Raw genomic sequence first — 23,847 nt, forward strand, 5'->3', positions numbered from 1 at the left:
TTGTATAGAATATTGAAGTTACTTTTAAATTAAATAACATTAAATGGAATCGAAATTTAATAAGACATACTTTCTAGTCTTTATAACACTTTTATTTACAGAGATACTCATTGTAAAATATTTTAAGACAGGCTTTATAAGGCACACTTTAGGAGATTTTCTAGTGGTCATTCTTTTATATTCTTTTATTAAAAGTTTTCTTATTATAAAACCAATTCAAGTAGCAATTTGTGTCTTATTAATTGCTTTTCTAGTCGAGTTTTTACAACTTTTAAACTTACTGGAAGCACTAAATCTTCAAAACAATACTATGGCTAAACTTGTTTTAGGCAACACATTTCAAATTACAGATCTTTTAGCTTATACTTTAGGAATTATTTCTATTCTAACTATAGAATACAAACTGAAACGATTCTAATTAAAAGTAACTATCTTCATCTTTACAATTTATAATACTTCAAATTTAAATTTAATTAGTAAATTACTATTCTTTTAGAATTATCAGCCTCAAATTACCATTAACAACCTAAATAATAAACCAACCATTATTTATGCTGAAATTCTTTCGTCGTATTAGACAAAATCTTCTTATACAGAATAAAACATCCAAATATTTTAAATACGCCATTGGCGAAATTATACTTGTCATGGTTGGTATTCTTCTTGCCCTCCAAGTAAATAACTGGAACGAACAACGAAAAGAACAAAAAAAAGAAGCCGTATATTTAGAACGGTTGCAAGAAAATATTGCGACAGACTTAATACAACTGGACCTAAATATTGAATTTTACACACAAGTTTTTGAATATGGAAGTTTGGCTCTTTCCTATGCAGAAGGAGATAATGTAAAACCTAAGAACAACTGGGAAGTCCTAGTTTCCTTTTTTCATGCCAGTCAAATTTGGCCTTTTATACCTATAACATCAACCTATGAAGAATTAAAAAGCTCCGGCGAACTCTCGCTTATTCAAAGCGTAAAATTAAGAAATAGTCTCTCCTATTATCATGGAGGTGGACTTCAAAGATACAGCCACACGGTTGGGATTCAACCTCCTTATCGTAAAATGGTACGCGGACTCATTCCTGCAAAAATTCAAAACTATATGTGGGATAATTGTCATGTTACTGATAAAGTTGTGCAAATTCTTAAAGATTGCGAGCCCTATATTGATGAATTAGAAAGTAAACTCATTCTAGACAATTTAACAAGCAACACTGTATTATTAGAAGAGCTTCGGTTTTATATGTCTGGAATTAAAGTGGGATTAAACACCATAGTAGAGCAACGTAAGTTGTGCCAGCTTATGCTTGATGAAATTAATAAAATTCAAAATAACTAATTCCTTTACATGATTAAATTCTTCAGAAAAATCCGTCAAAACCTTATTATGGAAAATAAAACATCCAAATACATTAAATATGCCATAGGTGAAATTGTTTTAGTAATGATTGGTATTTTACTAGCATTACAAGTAAATAACTGGAACGAGCAACGTAAATTAAATAACGAAGAACAACATCTTTTAGAGGATCTGCATTCTGAATTTAATGTAAACCTTGAAAACTTAAAAACTAATATGCTGATAAACCAAAATAATCAAAAAGCAACGATTGATTTACTGGATATGATTCAGCAAAAAGAGATGAAAGAAAACACAAATAAATTAGATAGTCTTTTTATGGTTATTTTTTCTTACGGTTCCTTTAACACAACATCTGGAGTTTTAAATGAAATTATTAACTCTGGAAAATTACGCGTTATTAAAGATGCTACACTTAGAAATAACCTTACGCAATGGGCTGGAAAAATCGATAACATAGAAGAAGATATCATAATAAGAAGAGATCAAATGAATTTTCAATTACAACCCTTTTTTTCAAAATATGCACCAATAAGAAATGGTAATAAATACATGTCGTTTGCTAGTTGGTCTGATAAGTATGAAGCTAAAAAAATGGAGGATTCAAATTTCGGATATGATATTGAAGCATTAGAAAGTCGTGAATTTGAAGGCCATCTTTATAAGTATTTATTAGATCAAGATTTTGTAATCATGAACGATATTGAATTACATGGTTTTATTGAACTCATACTTAAACAGATTAATCAAAATCTAGCAAAATGATAAAATTCTTCCGAAAAATTAGATACGATCTCATGAATCAAAATAAAACAACCAAGTACTTTAAATACGCCATTGGCGAAATTGTGCTTGTGGTTATTGGTATTTTAATTGCATTACAAATTAACAACTGGAATGAAAACCGGAAAGATATTGCAAAAGAGCAACAAATTTTATTAAGTCTTCAAGAAGAATTTAAACAAAACATTAAAGAACTAGAATTCGACCATCAAATAAATCTAGGCTCTATAAATGCCATAAAAACACTTTTAAATTTTGATGAAAATACAGACTTTGAAACGCGAACCATAGATAGCTTGATCGGTCAAGCTTATAATTTCGCTACGTTTGATGCTAGATTAGGTGTTATTAATGACCTTAGTTCTTCTGGAAATCTTGAGCTTATTAGGGATTCCAAATTACGATATGTATTGAATCAATGGACAGGTGAATTAAATGATTACAAAGAGGATATTATTATTAGAAGAGACTATTGGATTCATAATATGCCACATTTAGTAAATAAATTGTTACCTGCAAGAAATCAAGATGCTTTTATGAATCGGGAAGACTATGTAAGGGATATTCTAATTAAACCTATTCAGGTGCCAAAATCTAATTATATAAAGTTTTTGTCGAGTCTTGAAATCGATAGCTTTTTATTTGATTATTATATGAATCAATCTTACGTTACAACAAATGAAGAAACTATCATGAAATTTTTAAAAAGCACTTTAGAGTTAATTGAAAGTAATATTAATCAGAATAAATAAACCCTCTTATTCTTCCCTATTCTTTTCCTGAATTTTTCTAACAATATTTGCTGCAGAATTTCTAGGAATAAATCTTGGTAGTGTTGCTAAAATCTTATTAAAGCCTCCAGGAATAGCATAAACTTTTCCTTTATTCATAGCTTTATACCCATAAGCTGCCACATCTTTAGCACTTGCCATATTAAAGGAGATTTTATTTTCAGAAGAATCGTTAGCTACAACCTTTTGAAACGATGTTTTTGTAGGTCCTGGACACAATGCAGTAACTGTAACTCCTGTTCCTTTAAGTTCATTAGCAATGGCTTCAGAGAAAGACAAGATATAACCTTTTGTTGCATAATAAAGTGACATCATTGGTCCAGGTTGAAAAGCAGCTAAAGAAGATAAATTTAAAATTCTACCAGAACCTCTTTTTACCATTTCTTCAACAATTAGCTTTGTTAAATGTGTTGTGGTTATAATATGAAGGTTTAGCATTTGTGCTTGTCTGTTCCAATCAACCTCATGGAAAGCACCAAAAACACCAAAGCCAGCATTATTGACTAATACATCAATCTGTGTATTTCCTATTTCAGCCATAATATCTTCAGAAATATTAATCTGACTTAAATCTTTAGCTGAAATTTGAACATTCACTGAATAATTGGTTTCAATTTCTTGTTTTGCTTCCTTGAGTTTTTCGGCATCAATATCTATTAAAACCAGATTATATTCATCTTTAGCCAACAAAAGTGCTAACTCAAATCCCAATCCCGAAGCACCTCCTGTAACTAAAGCAGTTTTATTCATATTAATTTATTTGAAATTAATTTCCATCCACATAATCCTGTAAATACGAAAATCTTTCTGTAAGCTTTCCGTTTTCAGTAATTCTTGCTCGTTTTAGAATGCCACGTTCATCGTTATTGAAAAAAGCTGGAATCACGTTTTCTAAAAACATGACGCCAAAACCTTCACTTGCATCTTTAGGTAATTCGCAAGGTAAATTATCTACTGCCATTACTGCAATAGCTCCTTTTTGATTATAAGCAACTTCTTTTTCGGTTTTAGCATCATAGCCATAAAACGGATCTGCAATGGTTGAAGCTCTTATAGTTGAAGCCACAGGACCATCGACATCGCAAGAAATATCTGCTACCATATTGATGTTAAAATCTGGATGTTTGGCATCTTCTCTAGTAAATAAATAAGGTGCATTATTTCCATAAAAATGTCCTGCTATAAAAAAGTCGGTTTCTTTGGCATAAGGCATGAAATTACTTTCGTAACCTGTTGGATCTTTATAGAATTCCCATTTTTCTCCAACTTTACCATCTTTGCGCTTATTATATTCCATAACATCTGTCATACAATAAACAGGTTCAGTAAATTTTGAAGTAAGATATAATGCATCACTAACTTCTTTAATTTTAAGATGGTCTAATATTTCTTTGGCACCTTTTGCTACTTTACCAGTTCCTGACAATAATATTTTAATATTAGGAAGAGTAATTTTATCTAATTCTGCCTTAACTGCATCTAGATCTACTAACGTCTCTACTTTAGGTAGGTTAAATAATCCATCTCTTAATCCTAAAGCTCTAAATCCATTATAAGCTCCAACCAAACCAGCATATCGACCAAAGCCAATTAGTCTAGCTCCACTTTTTTTAACAATGGTTTCATGATCGTACATCTCGATGTTTTTTTCAAGCATGGCTTGAAGCAGTTTCCTATTGTAAGGCTGTTTTTTTATCGTGTGAGAAAAATAAAAATATTTTTTATTTGGTATTAAATGCTCCACAGGAACTTCTTTTACTCCCAACATGACATCGCAATCTGACACATCATCAGTAACTTTAAATCCTAATGCTTTATATGCTTCATCTGGAAACACACGTACATTACTAGACTCAACAATAAACTCTGCTTCTGGGAACATTGTTCTCGCTTCTGCAAGTTTTTCTGGTGAAAAAACCACTCGTCTGTCTGGTGGACTTTTTCGTTCTTTTATAATGGCAAATTTCATATTTAAGAAATTGGAATAATTTTTGCACGAAAATAAGTGGAATTGCAAGGTTTACCAAACTTTTTGATAACTTTGCATTCGTTAATTAAAACTTGGGGTCGACTGGTTTTGACAGCGAGATTAATTAAACAGTAAGCACGTCGTGTAATGACTTTGAAACACGTAAAAGGCTAGGTCAAACTTTTAAACGGCGAGAATAACTACGCTTTAGCTGCTTAATCCGAATTATAGTAGGATTGGCCAAGGTACACAAGGTGTACAAGCTAAATGTCTCCTGAAAGCCTTGATTAACGGCGTTCTATAAGAGGCATCGTAAATGTTAATATAGAAAGTAATACGCTTCGGGTTACTTTTGAAACTAAAGAAGATAAGTTGTAAGTAGGTTGTCTTTAACCAGCTTGCAAACGAAAAACCAAGAAAAGAATACACGTGTAGAAAGCTCTTTGGTTACTTGTTTGGACGAGAGTTCGATTCTCTCCGACTCCACAAAAAAGCCTCTAAAACATTAATGTTTTAGAGGCTTTTTCAAAGTAAGCTAACCACAACAAATTAATTATGTTGTATTCTTTTAGATTTTTGTAATCTCATAAGTTCTTGTTGAATCTCTTTACTACGATTCATGAATTTTTCGAATTTTTGACGCCTCATTTCAGCTCTTTCTTTCATTCTTTTATTAAATGCTTCTTCAAGTTGATGTCTTTTTTTCCATATTTCTGCACGTTTTTTATCTTCTGAAGCTACAGTAGAATAAGAATACCAATAAAAAAAGAGAAACATTAATGCAAGAATCGATATAATAACAAATCCGTCTATCATAATAATATATTTTAATTAATAAAAAATAATACTAGGTTATTGATTTCAAGATTTGGGGAAAACTCAAATAAATGAGCTGTTAATTAAATTTATATAAAATGTTTTAATTCTTTATAAAAGAACGGATTAAGACCCAATATATTAGTTTAACGTGTAGTTTTTACTCTTTTAGATACATATTGTATGCTTCTTCCATTGCATTTAGGTCTTTTTCAGATAAATCGAAAATAGCAGAAGCTGAAATATTCACTTCTTTTCTAATAAATATTCCTCTTTCAAAAGAGAGACTTTTTCTCATAGAAGTAGATTTTAAATCGTCTACATCTATAAAAACATCTTTTTCTCTACTTTCTATAATAAACCTAGCATTTTTTAAAAACAAATTAAAATCTTCAATAATAAATAAAGCAAAATCCTCTGCTCCTGTTTCTTTAACTACAACTATAACATAGTCTTCTCCTTTGGGTTGCTTAATTTCTATAAGACCATTATGAACAGTTGGAAGTTTTCTATAAAATATTCTATCTATTGATAAAATCTTATTCGTTTTAGATTCAAAGATGGTTTCTGTTTCATTAATATAACCACCAGGTTTAAACTTCTTTTGATTAGAATTACAATTTACAATTACCAGACTTGCCAGTAAAAATAATGTTATGTTTATAAATACAATTATTCTTTTTTTCATTGGTTTAGTTTAAAATTTAACGAGCTCTTTTACTATTAAAACTTCTTGTTTGGTTAATGAATCTTCTTTTAAAGACTCTAATAGATTTCGTACTTTTTTTACATTTTCTAATGGAACAACTTCGGCATTAAGATCTATTTGTTTTATTAAAGACTTAATGCTATTTACTGCTTCTAATTTCTCCCAATTATCCTTGGAATTATTAACAATTTCTTGTTCTATAAATAAGATTTTGGCTTGAATCATTTTTATAAATACTTTATATTTTAATATTCTTATTTTGCTCCATATATCGTCTCTTCCAGATAGAATTTCTAAGCAATAAATTATTTAACTCATGCAGGCATTCCATAACGGCATCTATAGTTTCAATACTATTATCGCAATCTTCTATTGTCTTACTAATTACTATTTGAGCTATTTTTTTTTGATTAATAGAAGTAACCGAGCCATTTCCTGATTCAATTGCTTCAATTTGAGGGCTCTTATGCTCCTGATTATTCATTTTCACAATGCAAAAGTAGATTCTGCCTTCGAGGTATTGTATGACGTTGTATGTCCTTAAAAAAAAATTCCTATTTTTACTTACAACCAACCATATTGCAAAACATGAAAAAATATACCTCTATAGGTGCTTTACTAATAGATTTTAGGAATTTCAATAATATGTCTCAAGCAGAATTAGCTGCAAAATTTGATGTAGATATTAGAACTATTATTAGATGGGAAAAAAATGAAACTTTATTAAAGTCTGATAAAGAAGAGGAAATGGTAGATATTACTTTTATACCATATCAAGTAATTAGAAATTTAAATGCGCCTGTATCCATACCTACGTACTACAATTTTAATGTAAGGAAATACTCATTAAGCAATATTTCTAAAGAATTGCCTGATCCAAATTGGATTATAGATTTACATGCAGAAACAAATAGAATGCGAATTATTAAATATGATTCAGATATTAACGAAATAATTAGATATTCAAAAACTCAACATCATGTTGTTAAGCCTATCTCTAAAGAAGTTATTTTAAGAGCCACAGACTTGCTTCCAGAATTAAACCAAATTATTTTTGATACGTCTGGTTATTATTCAGGACATATAGTGTTTTTACCAATTTCGAAAAGATTTTACAATAAAATTAGAAAAAGAACCTTAACAGAAAATGATATTACTGTAAACGATTTAATCGATTACAAAAAACAAAAAAATCCAGTTTTCTATTCATATAATATGAGCAGTGATTGTAATGAAAACTTCTTTTATTTAGCTGCTTGTGTAATCAATTTTCTAAAAAAAATTAATAGAGACTATATCTATGCTTCTTATGCTTCAAGAAACGATAGTTACCATATAAATGCACTAATGGGAGTTTATATTGTTTGGGAAGATAAAGAGTTGCAAAAAGAAATTAAAAGTTTAGCTCCTCCAAGGTTATATGAGAGTAATTATGTGATTTTTAAAAAGTTTCTAGATAAACATTTAATTTAAAATTTCCACACCCAAACCATTATGCATCCATTGGGTAATGCCTCCTTCTAAATCGTATACTTTAACAAAACCAGCTTCTATTAGTTTTTTTGCACAAGATGCACTCCTTCCTCCAGATTTGCAATATAAAACAACAGGCTTAGTTTTATCTAGGCGTAAAATATCTTCATCAAAAGTATCAGAATAAAAATCAATATTTTGAGCTCCTTCAATATAACCTTCGGCATATTCTTCAGGTGTTCTCACATCAATAAATTGTACATTTTCTGTTAATAAAATAGTTTGCATTTCTTCGGCTGTTACAATTTTTATATTATCGCTTTCTGTTTTTTTACAACCAAGAAAAGTTACTAATAATAGCAAACTAAAGACTAATATTTTATGTTTCATATTACTATAATATTTAATAGTTAACGTCTCCTTGCCATTCGCTAAAACCACCTAAGAGATTAAAGGTATTGGTATAACCAAGTTGATTCATAATAGCACAAGCTTGTGCGCTTCTACCTCCAGAACGACAATAAACATAGTAATTCTTGCTTTTATCTAGCGCTTCAATCTTATCTAAAAATTCTTGACCAAGGTAAATATCAATATGTATTGCATTTGGTATTAAACCTTCTTCTACTTCATCTTCGGTTCTAACATCCAACACACACGCATCTGTGTCTTTTGTTAATTGTTCCAGCCATTGCTCTTGAGTTAAATCTGCCATTAAAATGTTTCTTTTAAAATTTTCAGTACAAAATTAAAATTTCTAAATGAATAATTTAAACTTTTATTGTACAACCTATAGCTCTTGTATGCGTTTCTTTAATTGATTTACCTTCTAATAAAGCATCTACAGCATTTTCAACATATTTCTGATTTACAGAATCTGGATGTTGGTAATTATCATCTATAGCACCAATATATTTTACTTGGTTTCCTTTCTTAACTTTTTGTAACACATATACGTGTGGTGTTTTTGAAGCTCCATACTCTGGATAAACTTTTTGGCCTTTATCTATTAAGTAAGGAAATGTAAACCCCTTTGCTTTTGCTCTTGCTTTCATTGCTTCCATACTATCTCCAGGACTAGCAGTTGGACTATTTGGCATAATGGCAATTACTGGATAGCCTTGAGATGCGTATTTATTATTTAATGCAATAATTCTATCTTCATAAGCTACTGAAAATGGACAGGTATTACACGTAAACACAACTATAAATCCTTTTGCTTCCGGATAATTAGCTAAAGACACCATTTTTCCATCTACATTTTCTAAAGTAAAATCTGTAGCTATATCGCCAACTTTATAGCCTGTATTTTCTATACTTGTAAATGCCGAAAATGCTATTATAGCAATTAATATCATTCCTACTTTTAATAATTTCATAGTTTTTATTTTAAAAATTGTTGAACTTCTGTTTCTAATTCGCTGTAATTAAATGATTTTTCATAAAACTTCCTATTCTCTTTAGTATAAATAAGTGTAGATGGTATAGCTCCAGACCACTCTTCACTTACTTTTGGTATCCATGTATTAGAGTCTGTATCATTCAATACTAAGATTTGAGATTGCAGGTTATTACTTTTTATAAATGGAATTAATTTACTTTCATATTGCTTCGGAAAATCTAAACTTACTAAAATTACCTTTACTTTCTTTTCCTTATAATTGCTATGCAGTTTTTCAAAAACTGGTAATTCTTTTACACAAGGTGCACACCAAGTTGCCCAAAAATTTATAACATATACTTGGTTATCTTCCTTCGTTAAATAAGGCTCTAACATATTGAAATCCAAAACTTCTAATTCAACTTTTTCTTGAATATCGTTTTGTTCAACTTTTGTTAATTCATTTTCATTTTTAGTTTTATCACAATTAAACAACAAAACACAAACAAAAAGAGTACCTAATACGTATTTCATAACACTAAATTTATATAATACTTATTGTTTTAAAACAATCTTTAACAAATAATTACACATATTTATCTATTATTAATTGATTTTTTATACTTTTATAACATGTTTTTTTTGAAACTAATTACATTATTTTAGGATTACTAGAAAAAGATTCGATTAATAGCTAACTAATTTTGTTTTTACTACTAGTAATCTGTAAAACTACCATTTAAAATGGTAGTTTTTTTTTAAAAGTTTTGCATAATTAACAAATCATTCTATATTTGACTCACAAAATGAAATTAAATTTAAATCATACTTGGTGGTGGTGCTTTCGAAACTCAAATTCGTGAAGTAAATCCTCTGTATATTTTAAACTCAAAATATTTAGGCTTGTCATTCACGACAAGCCTTTTTTTATTTAATCTATGAAAACATTCAGTTTATACACTCATTATAAAAAGATACTAGCAGATACTATTACTCCTGTTAGTGTTTATTTGAAAATTAGAGATAAATTTCCTAATAGTATTCTATTAGAAAGTAGTGATTATCATGCCAACGACAACAGTTTTTCGTATATCTGCTGTAACCCAATTGCTTCTATAAAAATAAAAGATGAAGTTATTATTCAAACTTTTCCTGATGGAACAGTCTTTAAAAAGAAGATAAATGGAAAAACCAATGTAACTCAAGTCATTCATAAATTTACAAAACGCTTTAAAGTACAATCTGATGAAAATTTTAAGTTTATAAACAATGGGATTTTTGGCTATACAGCTTATGATGCTGTTCGTTATTTTGAAGAAATTGAAATCATAAAAAAAGACAATCATTTAAATATTCCTGACATTTATTATGCAGTGTATCAAAACATTATTGCTATCAATCATTTTAAAAATGAAGCCTATGTTTTTGCACACTGTTTTGACACTGAAAATAACATCGATGATATTCTTCAACTAATAAAGTCTAAAAATTATGCAGCTTTCAATTTCTCGGCACAAGGAGAAACTGTTTCTAATCTCACTGACAATGAATATAAAGAGCATGTTGAGTTAGCAAAAGAACATTGTGCTCGAGGAGATGTCTTTCAATTAGTTCTTTCAAAAAAATTCTCACAACAATTTAAAGGCGATGAGTTTAATGTGTATCGTGCCTTAAGAAGCATTAATCCTTCTCCTTATCTGTTCTATTTTGATTATGGCGATTTTAAAATATTTGGTAGTTCGCCTGAAGCTCAACTTATTGTAAATAAAGGCAAGGCCGAAATTCATCCAATTGCTGGAACCTTTAAAAGAACAGGAAATGACGAACAGGATGCCGAACTAGCTAAAAAATTAGCCATAGACGACAAAGAAAATGCCGAGCATGTTATGCTAGTAGATTTGGCCAGAAACGATTTAAGCAGACATGGGAGTCAGGTTACAGTGGACACCTATCGTGAGGTTCAATTTTTCTCACATGTTATTCATTTGGTTAGTAAAGTAACTTGCAAAAAACATAAAGATACTACAACCATGCAAGTGGTTGCAGATACTTTTCCAGCAGGAACACTTAGTGGAGCACCAAAACATAAAGCCATGCAACTAATAGAAAAATACGAAAAAACAAGTCGCGATTTTTATGGTGGAGCTATTGGTTTTATGGACTTTGATGGCAACTTTAACCATGCCATAATGATTAGAACCTTTTTAAGTAAAAACCATCAATTACATTGGCAAGCAGGAGCAGGATTAGTCTCAAAATCTAATCCAGAACACGAATTACAAGAAGTTTACAACAAACTAGGTGCATTAACAAAAGCTATTGAATTAGCAGAAAAACTTTAACTATGAAAAACGTATTAGTTATTGATAATTATGACAGTTTCACATACAATCTTGTTCATTATTTAGAAGATTTAAACTGTCATGTTACTGTAAAACGAAATGACCAATTACATTTAGATGATGTTGAGGCATTCGATAAAATAGTATTATCTCCAGGTCCAGGAATTCCTGACGAAGCAGGCTTATTAAAACCTATTATCGCTAGATATGCAGCTACTAAAAGTATTTTGGGTGTCTGTTTAGGTCAGCAAGCTATTGGTGAAGTTTTTGGAGGAACTCTCATAAATTTAAAAAATGTTTTTCATGGTGTAGCCACTAAGGTAACTAGTTGTGTTGATGATGAACTATTATATAAAAATCTAGACAAAACATTTGAAGTTGGCAGATACCATTCTTGGGTTGTAGATGCCAATTTACCAGATGTTTTAGAAGCTACTTCTTTTGATGAAAACGGTCAAGTCATGTCTTTACGACATAAAGTTTATGATGTCAAAGGCGTGCAATATCATCCTGAATCTGTTTTAACACCTAATGGAAAACAAATATTAAAAAACTGGATAAATAGTTAAAATGAAAGATATACTTAATAGATTAATTAACCATGAAAGCATCACTAGTGAAGAAGCTAAACAGGTTTTGGTAAATATTTCAAAAGGAGATTATAATCAAAGCCAAATTGCGTCTTTCTTAACTGTTTTTATGATGCGTAGTATAACTATTGAAGAATTATTCGGTTTTAGAGATGCGCTTTTAGAATTATGCGTTCATATAGATTTAGAAGCATACAATGCAGTAGATTTATGTGGTACAGGTGGAGATGGAAAAGACACATTTAACATTTCTACTTTAGCATCATTTGTTACTGCAGGAGCTGGAGTTCATGTAGCAAAACATGGAAATTATGGCGTATCTTCAGCTTGTGGATCATCGAATGTCATGGAACATTTAGGTGTAAAATTTACTTCAGATAAAGATTTTTTAAAACGAAGTTTAGATGAAGCTGGTATTTGTGTGTTGCATGCGCCTTTATTTCATCCTGCAATGAAAAATGTGGCTCCAATACGAAGAGAACTAGGTGTTAAAACATTTTTTAATATGTTGGGTCCAATGGTAAATCCATCTTTTCCAAAACATCAAATGGTTGGTGTATTTAATTTAGAGCTACTTCGTATGTATGGTTATTTGTATCAAAACACAGATAAAAACTATACCATTCTTCATGCTTTAGATGGTTATGATGAAATATCTCTAACTGGACCAACAAAAGTAATTAGAAACACGTCTGAATATATTATAAATCCTGAAGACTTTGGCCTTGAAACTTTAAATCAAAACGAAATACATGGTGGGAATACTGTAGCAACTTCAGCTAAAATATTCACACACATATTAAAAGGTCAAGGTACAGACTCCCAAAATAATGTTGTTTGTGCTAATGCAGCTATGGCAATTGCAACGGTTACTAATAAAACTATAGATGATTGTTTTGAGTTAGCAAAAGAATCTTTATTAGCTGGAAAAGCAAAACAGAGTTTTGACAAACTAGTAAAACTAAGCAAGAATTAATGAATATTTTAGATAAAATAGTAGCAGACAAACGCATTGAAGTAACCCTTAGAAAACAACTCATTCCTGTTTCACAATTGGAGCAATCTGTATTGTTTGAAAAACCTACAATTTCGCTTGCTTCAAAGCTAAAAAATAGTACTACAGGTATTATTGCAGAACACAAACGTCGTTCTCCTTCAAAATCTGTAATCAATCAAAATTTAAATGTTTTTGATGTTGCAAAAGGATATGAAAATGCAGGTGTTTGTGGTATGTCTGTACTTACAGATTCAAAATATTTTGGTGGCTCTTTAGACGATTTACTTATAGCCAGAGCAAGTTGCAATCTACCATTATTACGTAAAGAATTTATTATTGACGAATATCAGATATTAGAAGCTAAAGCTTATGGTGCAGATGTTATTTTACTAATTGCAGCAATATTAACCAAAGAAGAAATAAAGCAGTTTTCTGAATTCGCAAAAAGCCTGAATTTAGATGTGCTCTTAGAGGTTCATAACGAAGAAGAATTGCATAAATCAATTATGCCAAGTTTAGATATGTTTGGTGTAAACAATAGAAATTTAAAAACATTCGATGTTAGTTTAGATACGAGTAAAACTCTAAGCCAAATGATACCAAATGAATTTGTAAAAGTATCTGAAAGTGGTATTAGCAGTATTGATGCTATTAAAGAATTACAACCATTTGGATATAAAGGTTTCTTAATTGGGGAGAATTTTATGAAAACAGATGATGCTGGGAAAAGTGCAGCAAAATTTATTAAAGATTTAGAATTATGAAACTAAAAATCTGTGGCATGAAGTATCCAGATAACATGACTGATGTTGCCATGTTGCAACCAGATTATCTTGGATTTATTTTTCATGAAGCATCATCAAGAAATTTTACAGATAGCATTCCTAAATTGCCTGAATCTATTAAAAAAGTTGGTGTGTTCGTTGATGAAAAGGTTGAATTTATTTCTGGTCAAATAGAAAAACACAAATTATCTGCTATCCAATTACATGGTCATGAATCGCCTGAAATATGTCGTCTTTTAAAATCATCAGGTGTCAAAGTATTCAAAGTCTTTTCCATAAAAAATGAATTTGACTTTTCGGTATTAACATCTTATGAAGAAGTTTGCGATTACTTTTTATTCGATACCAAAGGAAAATTACCAGGAGGAAATGGTTATACATTCGATTGGTCGGTTTTGAAACAGTATCCATCAACTAAACCATTTTTTTTAAGTGGTGGCATTGGGTTAGATCAAGTTGAAAATTTAAAACATTTTCTAGCAAGCGATGCATCAAAATATTGTTTCGCCATAGATGTAAACAGTCGGTTTGAAATAGAACCAGGATTAAAGGATTTAGAAAAATTAAAAGAATTAAAAACCCAATTGTTATTCTGAATTGGTGATGAATCTCGACAGAGATGCTTCGACAAACTCAGCATAACATGCAAAGATATTATGTTATACAACATCAACGAAAAAGGTTATTATGGAGAATTTGGAGGCGCTTTCATTCCAGAAATGCTCTATCCAAATGTAGAAGAGTTACGTCAAAATTATTTAAAAGTAATGGCAGAACCTGAATTCCAAAAAGAGTTTAATCAGCTTTTAAAAAATTATGTTGGTCGTCCTTCTCCACTCTATTTTGCCAAAAGACTTTCAGCAAAATACAATACCAATATTTACTTAAAACGTGAAGACCTAAACCATACAGGAGCACATAAAATTAATAACACTATTGGACAAATATTAATGGCGCAACGTTTAGGTAAAAAAAGAATTATTGCTGAAACTGGAGCTGGACAACATGGTGTGGCTACTGCAACGGTTTGTGCTTTAATGGGTTTAGAATGTATTGTTTATATGGGAGAAATAGACATTGCCAGACAAGCTCCTAATGTGGCTAGAATGAAAATGCTAGGTGCAACTGTTGTTCCTGCATTGTCTGGAAGTAGAACTCTAAAAGATGCTACAAACGAAGCCATTAGAGATTGGATTAATAATCCTGTAGATACACATTATATTATTGGATCTGTGGTTGGACCTCATCCATATCCAGATATGGTAGCTCGTTTTCAATCTGTTGTTTCAGAAGAAATACAATGGCAATTAAAGGAGCAAGAAGGAAAAACAAAACCTGATTATGTGGTTGCATGTGTTGGTGGAGGTAGTAATGCTGCTGGAGCCTATTATCATTTTTTAGATGACACAAATGTGAAACTAATTGCTGTTGAAGCTGCTGGTTTAGGTGTTGATTCGGGTGAAAGTGCAGCAACTTCTGCATTAGGAAAAGAAGGGATTATTCATGGCAGTAAAACTCTTTTAATGCAAACCAACGATGGACAAATTACAGAACCCTATTCTATTTCTGCTGGATTAGATTATCCTGGAGTTGGACCAATGCATGCACATTTGTACAAAACTGGTCGCGCTGAATTTATCTCTATAACAGATGATGAAGCTATGAAAGCTGGATTAGAACTATGTAAACTAGAAGGTATTATTCCTGCTATTGAAAGTTCTCATGCATTAGCAATTTTCGAACAGAAAAAATTTAAACCAAATGATGTGGTAGTATTGAGTTTATCTGGTCGTGGCGATAAAGATTTAGGCACTTATATTAATTATTTTAAACTATAAATGGAATATATCGAAAAATTAAAGAAGTATTTAACAAATATTGAAGGACATTTAATTCATGAACATTCTGAAGATAACAATTCAGAAAACGTATTATTTGCAACAGCTATGCAATTATCTTATAGTAATGAAATTGGAAATAAAATTGCTTCAGTAATTTTATTCCATCAAACTACAATTGCGTTAATGAAGAAATTAATAATACGCTGTAACTTTTTAACTCAACTTTTAATCTTTCCGAATCAATTGAATTTTAAGAAGATGAAAGATGATGAGTCTTATTCGGCTGTGTTTAGAACATTAGAAAATCATATTTCATTTTTAAAAAAAGGTAAACTTATAAGTAAAATTAGGGATCTAAACTCACTTAGAACGGAAATTGCTCACAAAATGCATAACACTGATGTTGATGTTTATTTGAATGAAAATACAAATAATCTGCAAAAAAGATTTGATGAAATATGGAGTATTTATATTGAATCCACTAGAGACTTAAATAAAAAAATAAATGAAGCTGCAAAAAGAGATGAGGTTTTAAAATTAATTAAAAATGATGAATAGAATAAACCAGAAATTACAAGAAGACAAAAAGCTTTTATCCATTTATTTTACAGCTGGTTATCCTGAGCTTGATAACACAGTTACCATCATTCAAAATTTAGAAGAAAGTGGTGTTGATATGATTGAAATTGGATTACCATTTAGTGATCCAATTGCCGATGGCCCAACAATTCAGGCAAGTTCAACACAAGCGCTTAAAAACGGCATGACTACTGATGTTTTATTCAAGCAATTAAAAGACATTAGAAAGTCTGTTAACATTCCATTAATCATCATGGGATATTTTAATCCAATATTGCAATATGGCGTTGAAGCTTTCTGTAAAAAATGTGCAGAAATTGGTGTCGATGGACTTATTATTCCTGATTTGCCTGTTGATGTTTATTATGAAGCATATAAAACTACGTTCGAGAAATATGGTCTAATCAATGTGTTTTTAATTACACCTCAAACAAGTGATAAACGAATCAACTTTATAGATTCCATTTCTAATGGATTTATTTATATGGTAAGTAGTGCCAGTGTTACAGGAAGTAGTTCTGGTTTTGGAGATGAGCAAACACAATATTTTAAGCGTATTGCAGATATGAACCTTACAAATCCACAAATTGTTGGCTTTGGAATTTCAGATAATAAAACGTTTTTACAAGCAACTCAGTTTTCAAAAGGAGCCATCATTGGTTCTGCTTTTATTAAACATCTTACTAATAAAGCAGTAAATAAAATAAGAAGTTTTGTAAAATCTATTAGAGATTAGGTTATGAAAATAATTAATAATTGGAAGTTTGTAGTTTTACTTTGTTTAACATTGGGTTTAGCGCCTTTTTTTCCAGAGCCACATATTTTAGGAAAACTTAAATGGCTTTATGGTGGAGCTGTTGCAATGAAATTCATGGATTGGTTTGATGTTGTTTTACATGGCTTTCCTTTTGTGTTACTTTTACGATTAATTATTTTAAAATTAACAAAGAAAAATGGCGTTTAACATTGTTCTTATAGAACCTGAAATACCTAATAACACAGGAAATATTGGCAGATTAGCTCTAGCTTCTGGATCTAATTTACATTTAGTAAAACCTTTTGGCTTCGAAATAGATGATACACGCTTAAAACGAGCAGGCTTGGATTATTGGCAGCATTTAAATGTTCATTATTATGAAAACATAGAAGAATTCCTCCAAAAAAATAAAAATGCCAACATGGTATTTTTATCCAGTCATGGTGAAACAAATCATTGGGATATTCCTTTTGAAGATAATATGTTCCTTGTTTTTGGAAAGGAATCTGTAGGTCTTACAAAGAGCATAATTGATAACCATAAAGACAAGCTTTTTAAAATTCCCTTATATAGCGACCATGTAAGAAGTTTAAATTTAGCAAATGCCGTTGGAATTGTTATTTATGAAGGCCTAAGAACGTTACATAAATAAGCCGTATTCACTTCATTTTGTTATTTAAATATTGTATATTTTACATATCAGAATCATTCTCTGATCTAAATTAAAAACGTATGAAATATCATGTCATTATTAATAGTGTAAAAGCAGTTGAAGAATTAAAAGATGCTTGGTCAAATACCGATTTCATTCAATTACTTGATAAATTTGGATTTGAAGATGCTGATAGTTCTAAACCTGAAGAATTACTTGAATTGCTTTTTATGGCAATTTCTGATTTTGAACCAGAAGAAGCCGCTACCATCATACTAGAATATAAATTATCAAACTACTTAAACGAAAATCAGATTGAACAAATTTCTCATGAAATGTTGCTTGACAAAATTTCTGAAGAATATGCTGATATTTCTTTGCATCATGAGCTCTTTAACATCAATCAATTACTTTATAAAGCCTTCAACGGAACCTTTCCAAATGCTAAGGCTACTATTGTTGAATTTGAAATAACTCCAAATAAAGAAGTTACCAAAGAACATGTTTTGAAAGCTTTAAATGTAACGTTAACTAATAATAATGTTATTAAAAGATTGTTCTCAAGTCAATTGGCAGGAAAAGAAAATTTTGATGAAGCAGAAAGTATTATCTGGGATTTAACCCATAAAGGCGAAAACGCGTATGTTCTAACAACATCTGAATATTGGATAAGTAAAGACGAATTTACAGAAGCTGAATTTGACGCTACAATTGTTGAGTTTGAAGAAGAAGAGGATGATGATTAAGTTATCAAACAAAATCTAATTTTCAATATCTTACATGCGCTCTGGCACTTGTATTCCTAATAATCCAAATGCGTTTTTAATGATATTTGCAACTACTTTGGATAATTGTACTCTAAAAAGTTTTTCGTTCTCTGTATCTGCACCTAAAATAGAAACGTTTTGATAAAAAGAATTAAATTCCTTTACCAAATCGTAAGTATAATTGGCTATTAATGCTGGACTATAATTTTCTGCTGCATTTTGAATCACTTCTTCAAAAAGTTGTATTTGCTTAATCAGCTCTTTTTCTTTTTCATGCATTGATACGTCTTCTGTACTAAGCAAAACAATTGAATCAACATTTGCCTTTCTTAAAATTGATTGAATTCTAGCATAGGTATATTGTATAAAAGGTCCTGTATTTCCTTGAAAATCTATAGATTCTTTTGGATCAAACAGAATGCGCTTTTTAGGATCGACTTTTAATATGTAATATTTTAAAGCTCCAAGACCAATTACTTTATAAAGTTCTTGTTTTTCTTCTTCAGTATAGCCATCAAGTTTTCCTAACTCTTGAGAAATTTCTCCTGCAGTTGAAGCCATTTCATCTATTAAATCGTCTGCATCTACAACAGTTCCTTCTCTACTTTTCATCTTACCAGAAGGTAAATCTACCATCCCATAACTTAAATGATATAAGTTTTTAGCCCATTCGAAGCCTAGTTTTTTTATAATTAAAAAAAGAACTTTAAAATGATATTCCTGTTCGTTACCAACAGTATATACCATACCTCCAACATCTGGATAATCTTTTACACGTTGAATAGCTGTACCAATATCCTGAGTCATATAAACAGCAGTTCCATCACTACGTAGTACAATTTTTTCGTCTAAACCTTCATCTGTTAAGTCACACCAAACAGAACCATCTTCTTTTTTAAAGAAAACACCAGTTTTTAGTCCTTCTGCAACAAATTCCTTTCCTAATAAATAGGTTTCACTTTCATAATATAATTTATCGAAATCAACTCCTAAATTTTTGTAAGTAACATCGAAACCATCATAAACCCAAGTATTCATTTTCTCCCAAAGTGCTACTGTTTCTTTGTCTCCTGCTTCCCATTTTAAAAGCATGTCTTGAGCTGCTTGCAATAATGGCGCATTCTTTTTAGCGTCATCTTCATTTTGTCCTTCAGCAATCAAGTTCTTAATTTCTTTTTTATATTCTTGGTCGAATTTTACATAATAGTTTCCTACTAGCTTATCTCCTTTTAAACCTGAAGTTTCTGGCGTTTCTCCTTGACCAAATAGTTTCCAGGCAATCATACTTTTACAAATATGAATCCCTCTATCGTTTATAATTTGTGTTTTATAAACTTTCTTTCCTGAGGCTTTAAGTATTTCGGCAACACTATATCCTAACAAGTTATTTCTAACATGTCCAAGATGTAATGGCTTATTTGTGTTTGGTGAAGAATATTCAACCATAATGGCTTTATCTCCATGGGTTGGATTAACAAAACCATAGGTATTATTTGAAACTACTTTATTAAAAAAGTTTAAGTAATATTCATTACCAATTTCTACATTTAAAAACCCTTTAATTACATTAAATCCAACAACATCTTCAACGTGTTCCACCAAATATTGACCTATAGTTTCGCCTATTTGTACAGGATTGCCTTTTACTACTCTAAGCATTGGGAATATTACCACAGTAATATCTCCTGCAAATTCTTTTCTTGTTGCTTGAAACTCGACAGTTGATAATTCTTGATTATAATTTACTTTAATAGCTGCAATTATATGTTTTGATAAGACGTCTTGAAGACTCATAATCTTAGGTTTTTAAGGTTGCAAAGATAAAACTTTTATTAAAGGTTTACGGGTTAAATTATTGTATATATTTCTATGAGTGTTTCAATAATATGTACAATTCAAAAAAACTTATTATTAAATGTGGTTTTATAATAAAATTGAGATTCTAAAGTGAGAATACAAACGTGCATTTCATCGACAAAAGTGTCGTTTTTCCTAGTTTTTTACCATTCGTCGATAACCAGTTTTTATAGCAAATTTTCAACAGACATTTCAACTAATTTATTGGTATTAAAACGCAGAAATTAGCTAATAATATATCTTTTTACAACTTTTGTTAAGTAATGCTATTAATTGTCCCAGGCTATGGGCATTCTTAAACTAACTAACGTATTGTAGTTCAATATTTTAGATAAACACAGCAAATCTCAACAGAATGCATGTGCTCCTAATTTAACTACAATTAAAATGTATGAAGAATCTATTTTCTTTAATCGTTTTTTTATTTGTACTCATTGGTTATTCCCAAACCAAAGAAGTAGATAGTCTTACCATACAATTAGCTTTTCAAAATTCTGATACAACCAAAATTAAAACTTCTTTATTGCTAGTTAAATCTCTTTACAACGAAAAAGAATTTGACAAGGCTCTAAAATATATTTCACAAACTGAGAAGCTATCTAATAAATTAAATTATCAAGATGGAATTGCTGAGATAACATATTACAAAGCTTTAATTTATGCTTATAAAGACGATTATATAAATGCTAGAGATCATTATTTAAAAGCGAAGGAATTGTTTATTCAATTAAACGATACACTCAATATTGCAAAAGTTAACAATAGCATTGGTTTAAACGAAATTAAAAGAGGTAATTATAGTAAAGGTCTTCAATATTCTCTACTTGCTTTAAAAGAGTTTGAAAAAAGGAATTTAAAGAATGAATTACGTTTGGCTTACCAGTGTCTGGCAAAAGCATATTATAGTATTAATAACATTGATAAAGCTATAGAATACTATTCTAAAACATTAGAAATTGAAAGACAAATTAATAATAGTGATGGCTCAATTGAAGCTTTAAAAACTTTAGCAGAATTGTTCTCTATTAAAAAAGAACACAGAAAAGCTATTGATTACTACGAAAAAGTCTTAAGATATATTCCTATTGATAACGATTCTTTAAGAGGTGAAATACTACCGAAATTAGGTGGAGAATATTTACAATTTAATGATTTTGATAAATCTCTTGATTATTTAATTGAAGGTTTAAGGCTCAATAGAAGTTTAGACAATCAGCATGGTATTTTAGTATCATTAAATAATTTAGGCAGCCTTAATTTGCAAAGAAATTTCTTAAAGTATGCTGAAATTCAATTATTAGAAGCTAAAGATCTTGCAGAGATTACAAATGATAAAGAAGAGCAATTAAAGAATTTTGGTTTAATGAAAGCCTTAGATTCCACCAATAGAAGGTTTGATAGAGCTTTTGTATGGCAACGAGAATATTACCAATTACAAGATCAAATAAACAATGCGTCTAAAAAAACATATGTAGAGCAACCTGATGAAACTAATTTAATAGATAATGTAATATCTGAAGATTATATTGATAATTCTTTAAAATCTGAACAATTAGCAGAATCTACAAATAGTCAAAAAGAATTCGATAGGTTAAGAATTATTTTTTATGCTTTATTAGGTGCTATTGCCATTCTTTCAACATTTTTGATACTTATCTATTTAAAAAGGAATAGTCGATTACAATACACCAGAGAACTAGAGGAAAAAAACAAACGAATTGAGATTCAAAATGAAGCTATTCTAGAGCAAACAAAACATCTAGAAGATATAAATAAGGTTAAGGATAAACTATTCTCAATAGTTTCGCACGATTTAAAAGATTCTTTAACTTCCATTAAAGGTTTTATAGATTTATTAAAAGATGGTTCTTTAACTCAAGAGGAGTTTAAAACTTTAATTCCAGAATTGAGTGAAAATGCAAATAACGCATCCTTATTATTATTTAATTTATTGAATTGGTCCAAGTCACAAATGCAGTCTTTAGAACCAAGTCCTAGCCTATTTGATTTACAAGAAGTTTTTGAAGATAAAATTAACTTACTAGAACAAAAGCTTGAAAAGAAAGGAATTATTTTAAGAGATAAGACGCTAAGAGATTTTGTTTATGCAGATAAAAGCATGGTAGAAATTATTATTCAAAATCTATTAACCAATGCCATTAAATTTAGTAAAGAAGGAGACACTATTACCATAGCTAACCATATTAGTAATGGCAAATCTATTATTAGCATCTCAGATACTGGAGTTGGAATCTCTAAAGAGAATCAACAAAAATTGTTTAAGAATACCTCATTCACAACTATTGGAACACAAAATGAAAAAGGTACTGGTTTAGGATTAACTATTTGTAAAGAATTAGTTGAATTAAACCTTGGGAAAATCTGGGTTGAAAGCGATTTGAATGTTGGAACTACTTTTTATGTTGAGTTACCAAAATCTAATCCACAGAACTAATTATTTCTTTGGAAGAAATATTTCTGCCATCATACAACGTGCACTTCCACCACCACAAGTCTCAATGGTTTCTAAAGAGCTTGACAAGATCTCGCAATGTTTTTCTATTGTATTAATTTGTGCTTTAGTTAACGAATTATAAGCAGCTTGACTCATAACTAAGTATCGCTTATCGTTCTTCCCTCTAACTTGAAGCATATTTCCTGCAAAATTATTTACTTGTTCTTCAGTAATTGCTATTACCTCTTTCCCATCTTCTTTTAAATGTTTCAGCACATTTTTACGTTCTTTCTTATCGTCTATACAATCTAAGCAAATAACTGCAAAATTTTCAGCTAATGTCATCATTACATTGGTATGATAAATTGCTTTCCGTTTTCCATCAACGGTTTGATAAGCAGTAAAAATAACTGGTGTATATTCAAAATCTTCACAGAACTCAATAAATAAATCTTCATCTGCTCTAGCAGACAAAGCGCAATAGGCTTTTCCATTTACTCGATCTAATAATAAGCTACCTGTACCTTCAAGAAACAAACCTTCGTTTTCTGCACTTGTATAATCTATTATATTTTCTATTTTAAAACCAAATTTTTCAATTTGTATTAAAACTTCTTCTCTTCGCTCTTTCCTACGGTTTTCAGCGAACATTGGATACAATGCAACATCACCATTTTCATGAAAACTCACCCAATTGTTAGGGAAAATAGAATCTGGAGTATCTAATTTTTTATCATCACTAATTACAATAACAAAAACACCAACAGCTTTTAATTTTTCTACAAAGTCATCAAATTCTTCTTGAGCTTTTAGATTAATTTCTGCATTCTTAAGATCTAAATCTTCCTGAAAATAATTATTTACAGCCGTTTGCTCGTTCATCCTAAAATTGATAGGTCGAATCATCAAGATTGTATTTGTTGTCTGTTGCATGAATTTGAA

At 30.1% G+C, this 23,847-nt stretch carries 29 protein-coding genes and 1 other RNA gene; 18 read left to right on the forward strand and 12 right to left on the reverse strand.

Going from position 1 to position 23,847, the window contains the following annotated elements; all coding sequences use genetic code 11:
• Positions 1-43: 43 nt before the first annotated feature.
• The 4 genes from LX78_RS10595 (at position 44) to LX78_RS10610 (ending at position 2,896) form a co-directional block, all read left to right on the forward strand.
• Positions 44-418, forward strand: a complete 375-nt coding sequence (locus LX78_RS10595) for a ribosomal maturation YjgA family protein (RefSeq protein ID WP_109682639.1) — start codon at positions 44-46, stop codon at positions 416-418.
• A 133-nt stretch (positions 419-551) separates the two neighbouring features.
• Entirely contained in the window at positions 552-1,340 is a 789-nt protein-coding gene (locus tag LX78_RS10600; RefSeq protein ID WP_109682640.1) for a DUF6090 family protein, read from the forward strand.
• 48 nt (positions 1,341-1,388) lie between these two features.
• Positions 1,389-2,126 carry a DUF6090 family protein gene (locus tag LX78_RS10605; RefSeq protein ID WP_170109843.1) on the forward strand — a complete coding sequence of 246 codons (738 nt, stop codon included), beginning with the start codon at positions 1,389-1,391 and terminating at the stop codon, positions 2,124-2,126.
• On the forward strand, positions 2,123-2,896 hold the full coding sequence (locus LX78_RS10610; protein ID WP_146192574.1) for a DUF6090 family protein: 774 nt from the start codon (positions 2,123-2,125) through the stop codon (positions 2,894-2,896). Before LX78_RS10605 ends, LX78_RS10610 begins: the two co-directional genes overlap by 4 nt.
• A 6-nt stretch (positions 2,897-2,902) precedes the next feature.
• Here the strand turns inward: LX78_RS10610 and LX78_RS10615 are convergent, their stop codons facing one another.
• A complete protein-coding gene (locus LX78_RS10615; RefSeq protein ID WP_109682643.1) occupies positions 2,903-3,685 on the reverse strand; it encodes an SDR family NAD(P)-dependent oxidoreductase in 783 nt (260 codons plus the stop codon).
• Between the two features lie 16 nt (positions 3,686-3,701).
• Positions 3,702-4,904: an NAD(P)-dependent oxidoreductase gene (locus tag LX78_RS10620; RefSeq protein ID WP_109682644.1), complete on the reverse strand. Its 1,203-nt coding sequence runs from the start codon at positions 4,902-4,904 to the stop codon at positions 3,702-3,704.
• Positions 4,905-4,998: 94 nt separating this feature from the next.
• On the opposite strand from LX78_RS10620, the gene ssrA reads away from it, so the two are divergent.
• Positions 4,999-5,393: a transfer-messenger RNA gene (gene ssrA, locus LX78_RS10625) on the forward strand.
• 60 nt (positions 5,394-5,453) lie between these two features.
• Here ssrA and LX78_RS10630 read toward each other — a convergent pair.
• From LX78_RS10630 to LX78_RS10645, 4 genes are all read right to left on the reverse strand, one after another.
• The gene (locus tag LX78_RS10630) at positions 5,454-5,720 is read right to left on the reverse strand and encodes a hypothetical protein (RefSeq protein ID WP_109682645.1); all 267 of its coding nucleotides are present in this window, start codon (positions 5,718-5,720) and stop codon (positions 5,454-5,456) included.
• A 160-nt stretch (positions 5,721-5,880) separates the two neighbouring features.
• Positions 5,881-6,408 (reverse strand): hypothetical protein, encoded by a 528-nt coding sequence (locus LX78_RS10635; RefSeq protein ID WP_109682646.1) that lies wholly within the window; start codon positions 6,406-6,408, stop codon positions 5,881-5,883.
• Between the two features lie 9 nt (positions 6,409-6,417).
• Positions 6,418-6,654: a hypothetical protein gene (locus tag LX78_RS10640; protein ID WP_109682647.1), complete on the reverse strand. Its 237-nt coding sequence runs from the start codon at positions 6,652-6,654 to the stop codon at positions 6,418-6,420.
• A 13-nt stretch (positions 6,655-6,667) separates the two neighbouring features.
• A complete protein-coding gene (locus LX78_RS10645; protein WP_109682648.1) occupies positions 6,668-6,913 on the reverse strand; it encodes a hypothetical protein in 246 nt (81 codons plus the stop codon).
• Positions 6,914-7,017: 104 nt separating this feature from the next.
• On the opposite strand from LX78_RS10645, the gene LX78_RS10650 reads away from it, so the two are divergent.
• Entirely contained in the window at positions 7,018-7,902 is an 885-nt protein-coding gene (locus tag LX78_RS10650) for a helix-turn-helix transcriptional regulator (protein ID WP_146192575.1), read from the forward strand.
• Here the strand turns inward: LX78_RS10650 and LX78_RS10655 are convergent.
• The 4 genes from LX78_RS10655 to LX78_RS10670 are packed head-to-tail and all read right to left on the reverse strand — an operon-like array spanning position 7,894 to position 9,817.
• A complete protein-coding gene (locus tag LX78_RS10655) occupies positions 7,894-8,292 on the reverse strand; it encodes a rhodanese-like domain-containing protein (protein WP_109682650.1) in 399 nt (132 codons plus the stop codon). The genes LX78_RS10650 and LX78_RS10655 overlap by 9 nt on opposite strands.
• Positions 8,293-8,305: 13 nt before the next feature.
• Positions 8,306-8,617 carry a rhodanese-like domain-containing protein gene (locus tag LX78_RS10660; protein WP_109682651.1) on the reverse strand — a complete coding sequence of 104 codons (312 nt, stop codon included), beginning with the start codon at positions 8,615-8,617 and terminating at the stop codon, positions 8,306-8,308.
• A gap of 55 nt (positions 8,618-8,672) precedes the next feature.
• Positions 8,673-9,281, reverse strand: coding sequence for a thioredoxin family protein (locus LX78_RS10665; protein WP_109682652.1), 609 nt, complete (start codon positions 9,279-9,281; stop codon positions 8,673-8,675).
• Between the two features lie 5 nt (positions 9,282-9,286).
• On the reverse strand, positions 9,287-9,817 hold the full coding sequence (locus tag LX78_RS10670; RefSeq protein WP_109682653.1) for a TlpA disulfide reductase family protein: 531 nt from the start codon (positions 9,815-9,817) through the stop codon (positions 9,287-9,289).
• Positions 9,818-10,221: 404 nt separating this feature from the next.
• Between LX78_RS10670 and LX78_RS10675 the strand changes: the two genes are divergently transcribed.
• The 11 genes from LX78_RS10675 to LX78_RS10725 all read left to right on the forward strand — a co-directional run bounded on the left by LX78_RS10675 (position 10,222) and on the right by LX78_RS10725 (position 18,572).
• Positions 10,222-11,625: an anthranilate synthase component I family protein gene (locus tag LX78_RS10675; RefSeq protein ID WP_109682654.1), complete on the forward strand. Its 1,404-nt coding sequence runs from the start codon at positions 10,222-10,224 to the stop codon at positions 11,623-11,625.
• A 2-nt stretch (positions 11,626-11,627) separates the two neighbouring features.
• On the forward strand, positions 11,628-12,194 hold the full coding sequence (locus LX78_RS10680; RefSeq protein WP_109682655.1) for an anthranilate synthase component II: 567 nt from the start codon (positions 11,628-11,630) through the stop codon (positions 12,192-12,194).
• Between the two features lies 1 nt (position 12,195).
• Positions 12,196-13,191 carry an anthranilate phosphoribosyltransferase gene (trpD, locus tag LX78_RS10685; protein ID WP_109682656.1) on the forward strand — a complete coding sequence of 332 codons (996 nt, stop codon included), beginning with the start codon at positions 12,196-12,198 and terminating at the stop codon, positions 13,189-13,191.
• The gene (trpC, locus tag LX78_RS10690) at positions 13,191-13,976 is read left to right on the forward strand and encodes an indole-3-glycerol phosphate synthase TrpC (RefSeq protein WP_109682657.1); all 786 of its coding nucleotides are present in this window, start codon (positions 13,191-13,193) and stop codon (positions 13,974-13,976) included. The genes trpD and trpC overlap by 1 nt, the downstream gene beginning before the upstream one ends.
• On the forward strand, positions 13,973-14,593 hold the full coding sequence (locus LX78_RS10695; RefSeq protein ID WP_109682658.1) for a phosphoribosylanthranilate isomerase: 621 nt from the start codon (positions 13,973-13,975) through the stop codon (positions 14,591-14,593). The genes trpC and LX78_RS10695 overlap by 4 nt, the downstream gene beginning before the upstream one ends.
• Before the next feature lie 60 nt (positions 14,594-14,653).
• Positions 14,654-15,835, forward strand: coding sequence for a tryptophan synthase subunit beta (gene trpB / locus LX78_RS10700; RefSeq protein ID WP_109682659.1), 1,182 nt, complete (start codon positions 14,654-14,656; stop codon positions 15,833-15,835).
• Positions 15,836-16,396, forward strand: coding sequence for a hypothetical protein (locus LX78_RS10705; protein ID WP_109682660.1), 561 nt, complete (start codon positions 15,836-15,838; stop codon positions 16,394-16,396).
• Positions 16,389-17,153, forward strand: a complete 765-nt coding sequence (trpA, locus tag LX78_RS10710) for a tryptophan synthase subunit alpha (protein WP_109682661.1) — start codon at positions 16,389-16,391, stop codon at positions 17,151-17,153. The genes LX78_RS10705 and trpA overlap by 8 nt, the downstream gene beginning before the upstream one ends.
• A 3-nt stretch (positions 17,154-17,156) precedes the next feature.
• Positions 17,157-17,381, forward strand: a complete 225-nt coding sequence (locus tag LX78_RS10715; protein WP_109682662.1) for a hypothetical protein — start codon at positions 17,157-17,159, stop codon at positions 17,379-17,381.
• Positions 17,371-17,826 carry a tRNA (cytidine(34)-2'-O)-methyltransferase gene (locus tag LX78_RS10720; RefSeq protein ID WP_109682663.1) on the forward strand — a complete coding sequence of 152 codons (456 nt, stop codon included), beginning with the start codon at positions 17,371-17,373 and terminating at the stop codon, positions 17,824-17,826. The genes LX78_RS10715 and LX78_RS10720 overlap by 11 nt, the downstream gene beginning before the upstream one ends.
• 80 nt (positions 17,827-17,906) lie before the next feature.
• A complete protein-coding gene (locus LX78_RS10725) occupies positions 17,907-18,572 on the forward strand; it encodes a hypothetical protein (protein WP_109682664.1) in 666 nt (221 codons plus the stop codon).
• 30 nt (positions 18,573-18,602) lie between these two features.
• On the opposite strand, the gene argS is transcribed toward LX78_RS10725, so the two are convergent.
• Positions 18,603-20,387 carry an arginine--tRNA ligase gene (argS, locus tag LX78_RS10730; RefSeq protein ID WP_109682665.1) on the reverse strand — a complete coding sequence of 595 codons (1,785 nt, stop codon included), beginning with the start codon at positions 20,385-20,387 and terminating at the stop codon, positions 18,603-18,605.
• 454 nt (positions 20,388-20,841) lie between these two features.
• Between argS and LX78_RS10735 the strand changes: the two genes are divergently transcribed.
• Complete coding sequence (locus LX78_RS10735; protein ID WP_109682666.1) at positions 20,842-22,905, forward strand: ATP-binding protein; 2,064 nt, start codon at positions 20,842-20,844, stop codon at positions 22,903-22,905.
• On the opposite strand, the gene ctlX is transcribed toward LX78_RS10735, so the two are convergent.
• The gene (gene ctlX / locus LX78_RS10740) at positions 22,906-23,838 is read right to left on the reverse strand and encodes a citrulline utilization hydrolase CtlX (RefSeq protein WP_109682667.1); all 933 of its coding nucleotides are present in this window, start codon (positions 23,836-23,838) and stop codon (positions 22,906-22,908) included.
• Positions 23,839-23,847: the final 9 nt, after the last annotated feature.

Origin of the sequence: Xanthomarina spongicola, from assembly GCF_003148645.1 — a bacterium.
Classification (GTDB): Bacteria; Bacteroidota; Bacteroidia; order Flavobacteriales; family Flavobacteriaceae; genus Xanthomarina; species Xanthomarina spongicola.

Excerpts from the sequence above, each read along its gene's own strand:
- LX78_RS10620 (WP_109682644.1), bottom strand. The coding sequence starts at position 4,904 with ATGAAATTTGCCATTATAAAAGAACGAAAAAGTCCACCAGACAGACGA.
- LX78_RS10705 (WP_109682660.1), top strand. The coding sequence starts at position 15,836 with ATGGAATATATCGAAAAATTAAAGAAGTATTTAACAAATATTGAAGGA.
- LX78_RS10615 (WP_109682643.1), bottom strand. The coding sequence starts at position 3,685 with ATGAATAAAACTGCTTTAGTTACAGGAGGTGCTTCGGGATTGGGATTT.
- trpA (WP_109682661.1), top strand. The coding sequence starts at position 16,389 with ATGAATAGAATAAACCAGAAATTACAAGAAGACAAAAAGCTTTTATCC.
- LX78_RS10650 (WP_146192575.1), top strand. The coding sequence starts at position 7,018 with ATGAAAAAATATACCTCTATAGGTGCTTTACTAATAGATTTTAGGAAT.
- LX78_RS10695 (WP_109682658.1), top strand. The coding sequence starts at position 13,973 with ATGAAACTAAAAATCTGTGGCATGAAGTATCCAGATAACATGACTGAT.
- argS (WP_109682665.1), bottom strand. The coding sequence starts at position 20,387 with ATGAGTCTTCAAGACGTCTTATCAAAACATATAATTGCAGCTATTAAA.
- LX78_RS10725 (WP_109682664.1), top strand. The coding sequence starts at position 17,907 with ATGAAATATCATGTCATTATTAATAGTGTAAAAGCAGTTGAAGAATTA.
- LX78_RS10640 (WP_109682647.1), bottom strand. The coding sequence starts at position 6,654 with ATGATTCAAGCCAAAATCTTATTTATAGAACAAGAAATTGTTAATAAT.
- trpD (WP_109682656.1), top strand. The coding sequence starts at position 12,196 with ATGAAAGATATACTTAATAGATTAATTAACCATGAAAGCATCACTAGT.
- LX78_RS10715 (WP_109682662.1), top strand. The coding sequence starts at position 17,157 with ATGAAAATAATTAATAATTGGAAGTTTGTAGTTTTACTTTGTTTAACA.
- LX78_RS10600 (WP_109682640.1), top strand. The coding sequence starts at position 552 with ATGCTGAAATTCTTTCGTCGTATTAGACAAAATCTTCTTATACAGAAT.
- LX78_RS10630 (WP_109682645.1), bottom strand. The coding sequence starts at position 5,720 with ATGATAGACGGATTTGTTATTATATCGATTCTTGCATTAATGTTTCTC.
- ctlX (WP_109682667.1), bottom strand. The coding sequence starts at position 23,838 with ATGCAACAGACAACAAATACAATCTTGATGATTCGACCTATCAATTTT.
- trpB (WP_109682659.1), top strand. The coding sequence starts at position 14,654 with ATGTTATACAACATCAACGAAAAAGGTTATTATGGAGAATTTGGAGGC.
- LX78_RS10735 (WP_109682666.1), top strand. The coding sequence starts at position 20,842 with ATGAAGAATCTATTTTCTTTAATCGTTTTTTTATTTGTACTCATTGGT.
- LX78_RS10645 (WP_109682648.1), bottom strand. The coding sequence starts at position 6,913 with ATGAATAATCAGGAGCATAAGAGCCCTCAAATTGAAGCAATTGAATCA.
- LX78_RS10680 (WP_109682655.1), top strand. The coding sequence starts at position 11,628 with ATGAAAAACGTATTAGTTATTGATAATTATGACAGTTTCACATACAAT.
- LX78_RS10720 (WP_109682663.1), top strand. The coding sequence starts at position 17,371 with ATGGCGTTTAACATTGTTCTTATAGAACCTGAAATACCTAATAACACA.
- LX78_RS10655 (WP_109682650.1), bottom strand. The coding sequence starts at position 8,292 with ATGAAACATAAAATATTAGTCTTTAGTTTGCTATTATTAGTAACTTTT.
- LX78_RS10665 (WP_109682652.1), bottom strand. The coding sequence starts at position 9,281 with ATGAAATTATTAAAAGTAGGAATGATATTAATTGCTATAATAGCATTT.
- LX78_RS10610 (WP_146192574.1), top strand. The coding sequence starts at position 2,123 with ATGATAAAATTCTTCCGAAAAATTAGATACGATCTCATGAATCAAAAT.
- LX78_RS10595 (WP_109682639.1), top strand. The coding sequence starts at position 44 with ATGGAATCGAAATTTAATAAGACATACTTTCTAGTCTTTATAACACTT.
- LX78_RS10675 (WP_109682654.1), top strand. The coding sequence starts at position 10,222 with ATGAAAACATTCAGTTTATACACTCATTATAAAAAGATACTAGCAGAT.
- LX78_RS10660 (WP_109682651.1), bottom strand. The coding sequence starts at position 8,617 with ATGGCAGATTTAACTCAAGAGCAATGGCTGGAACAATTAACAAAAGAC.
- LX78_RS10605 (WP_170109843.1), top strand. The coding sequence starts at position 1,389 with ATGGAAAATAAAACATCCAAATACATTAAATATGCCATAGGTGAAATT.
- trpC (WP_109682657.1), top strand. The coding sequence starts at position 13,191 with ATGAATATTTTAGATAAAATAGTAGCAGACAAACGCATTGAAGTAACC.
- LX78_RS10670 (WP_109682653.1), bottom strand. The coding sequence starts at position 9,817 with ATGAAATACGTATTAGGTACTCTTTTTGTTTGTGTTTTGTTGTTTAAT.
- LX78_RS10635 (WP_109682646.1), bottom strand. The coding sequence starts at position 6,408 with ATGAAAAAAAGAATAATTGTATTTATAAACATAACATTATTTTTACTG.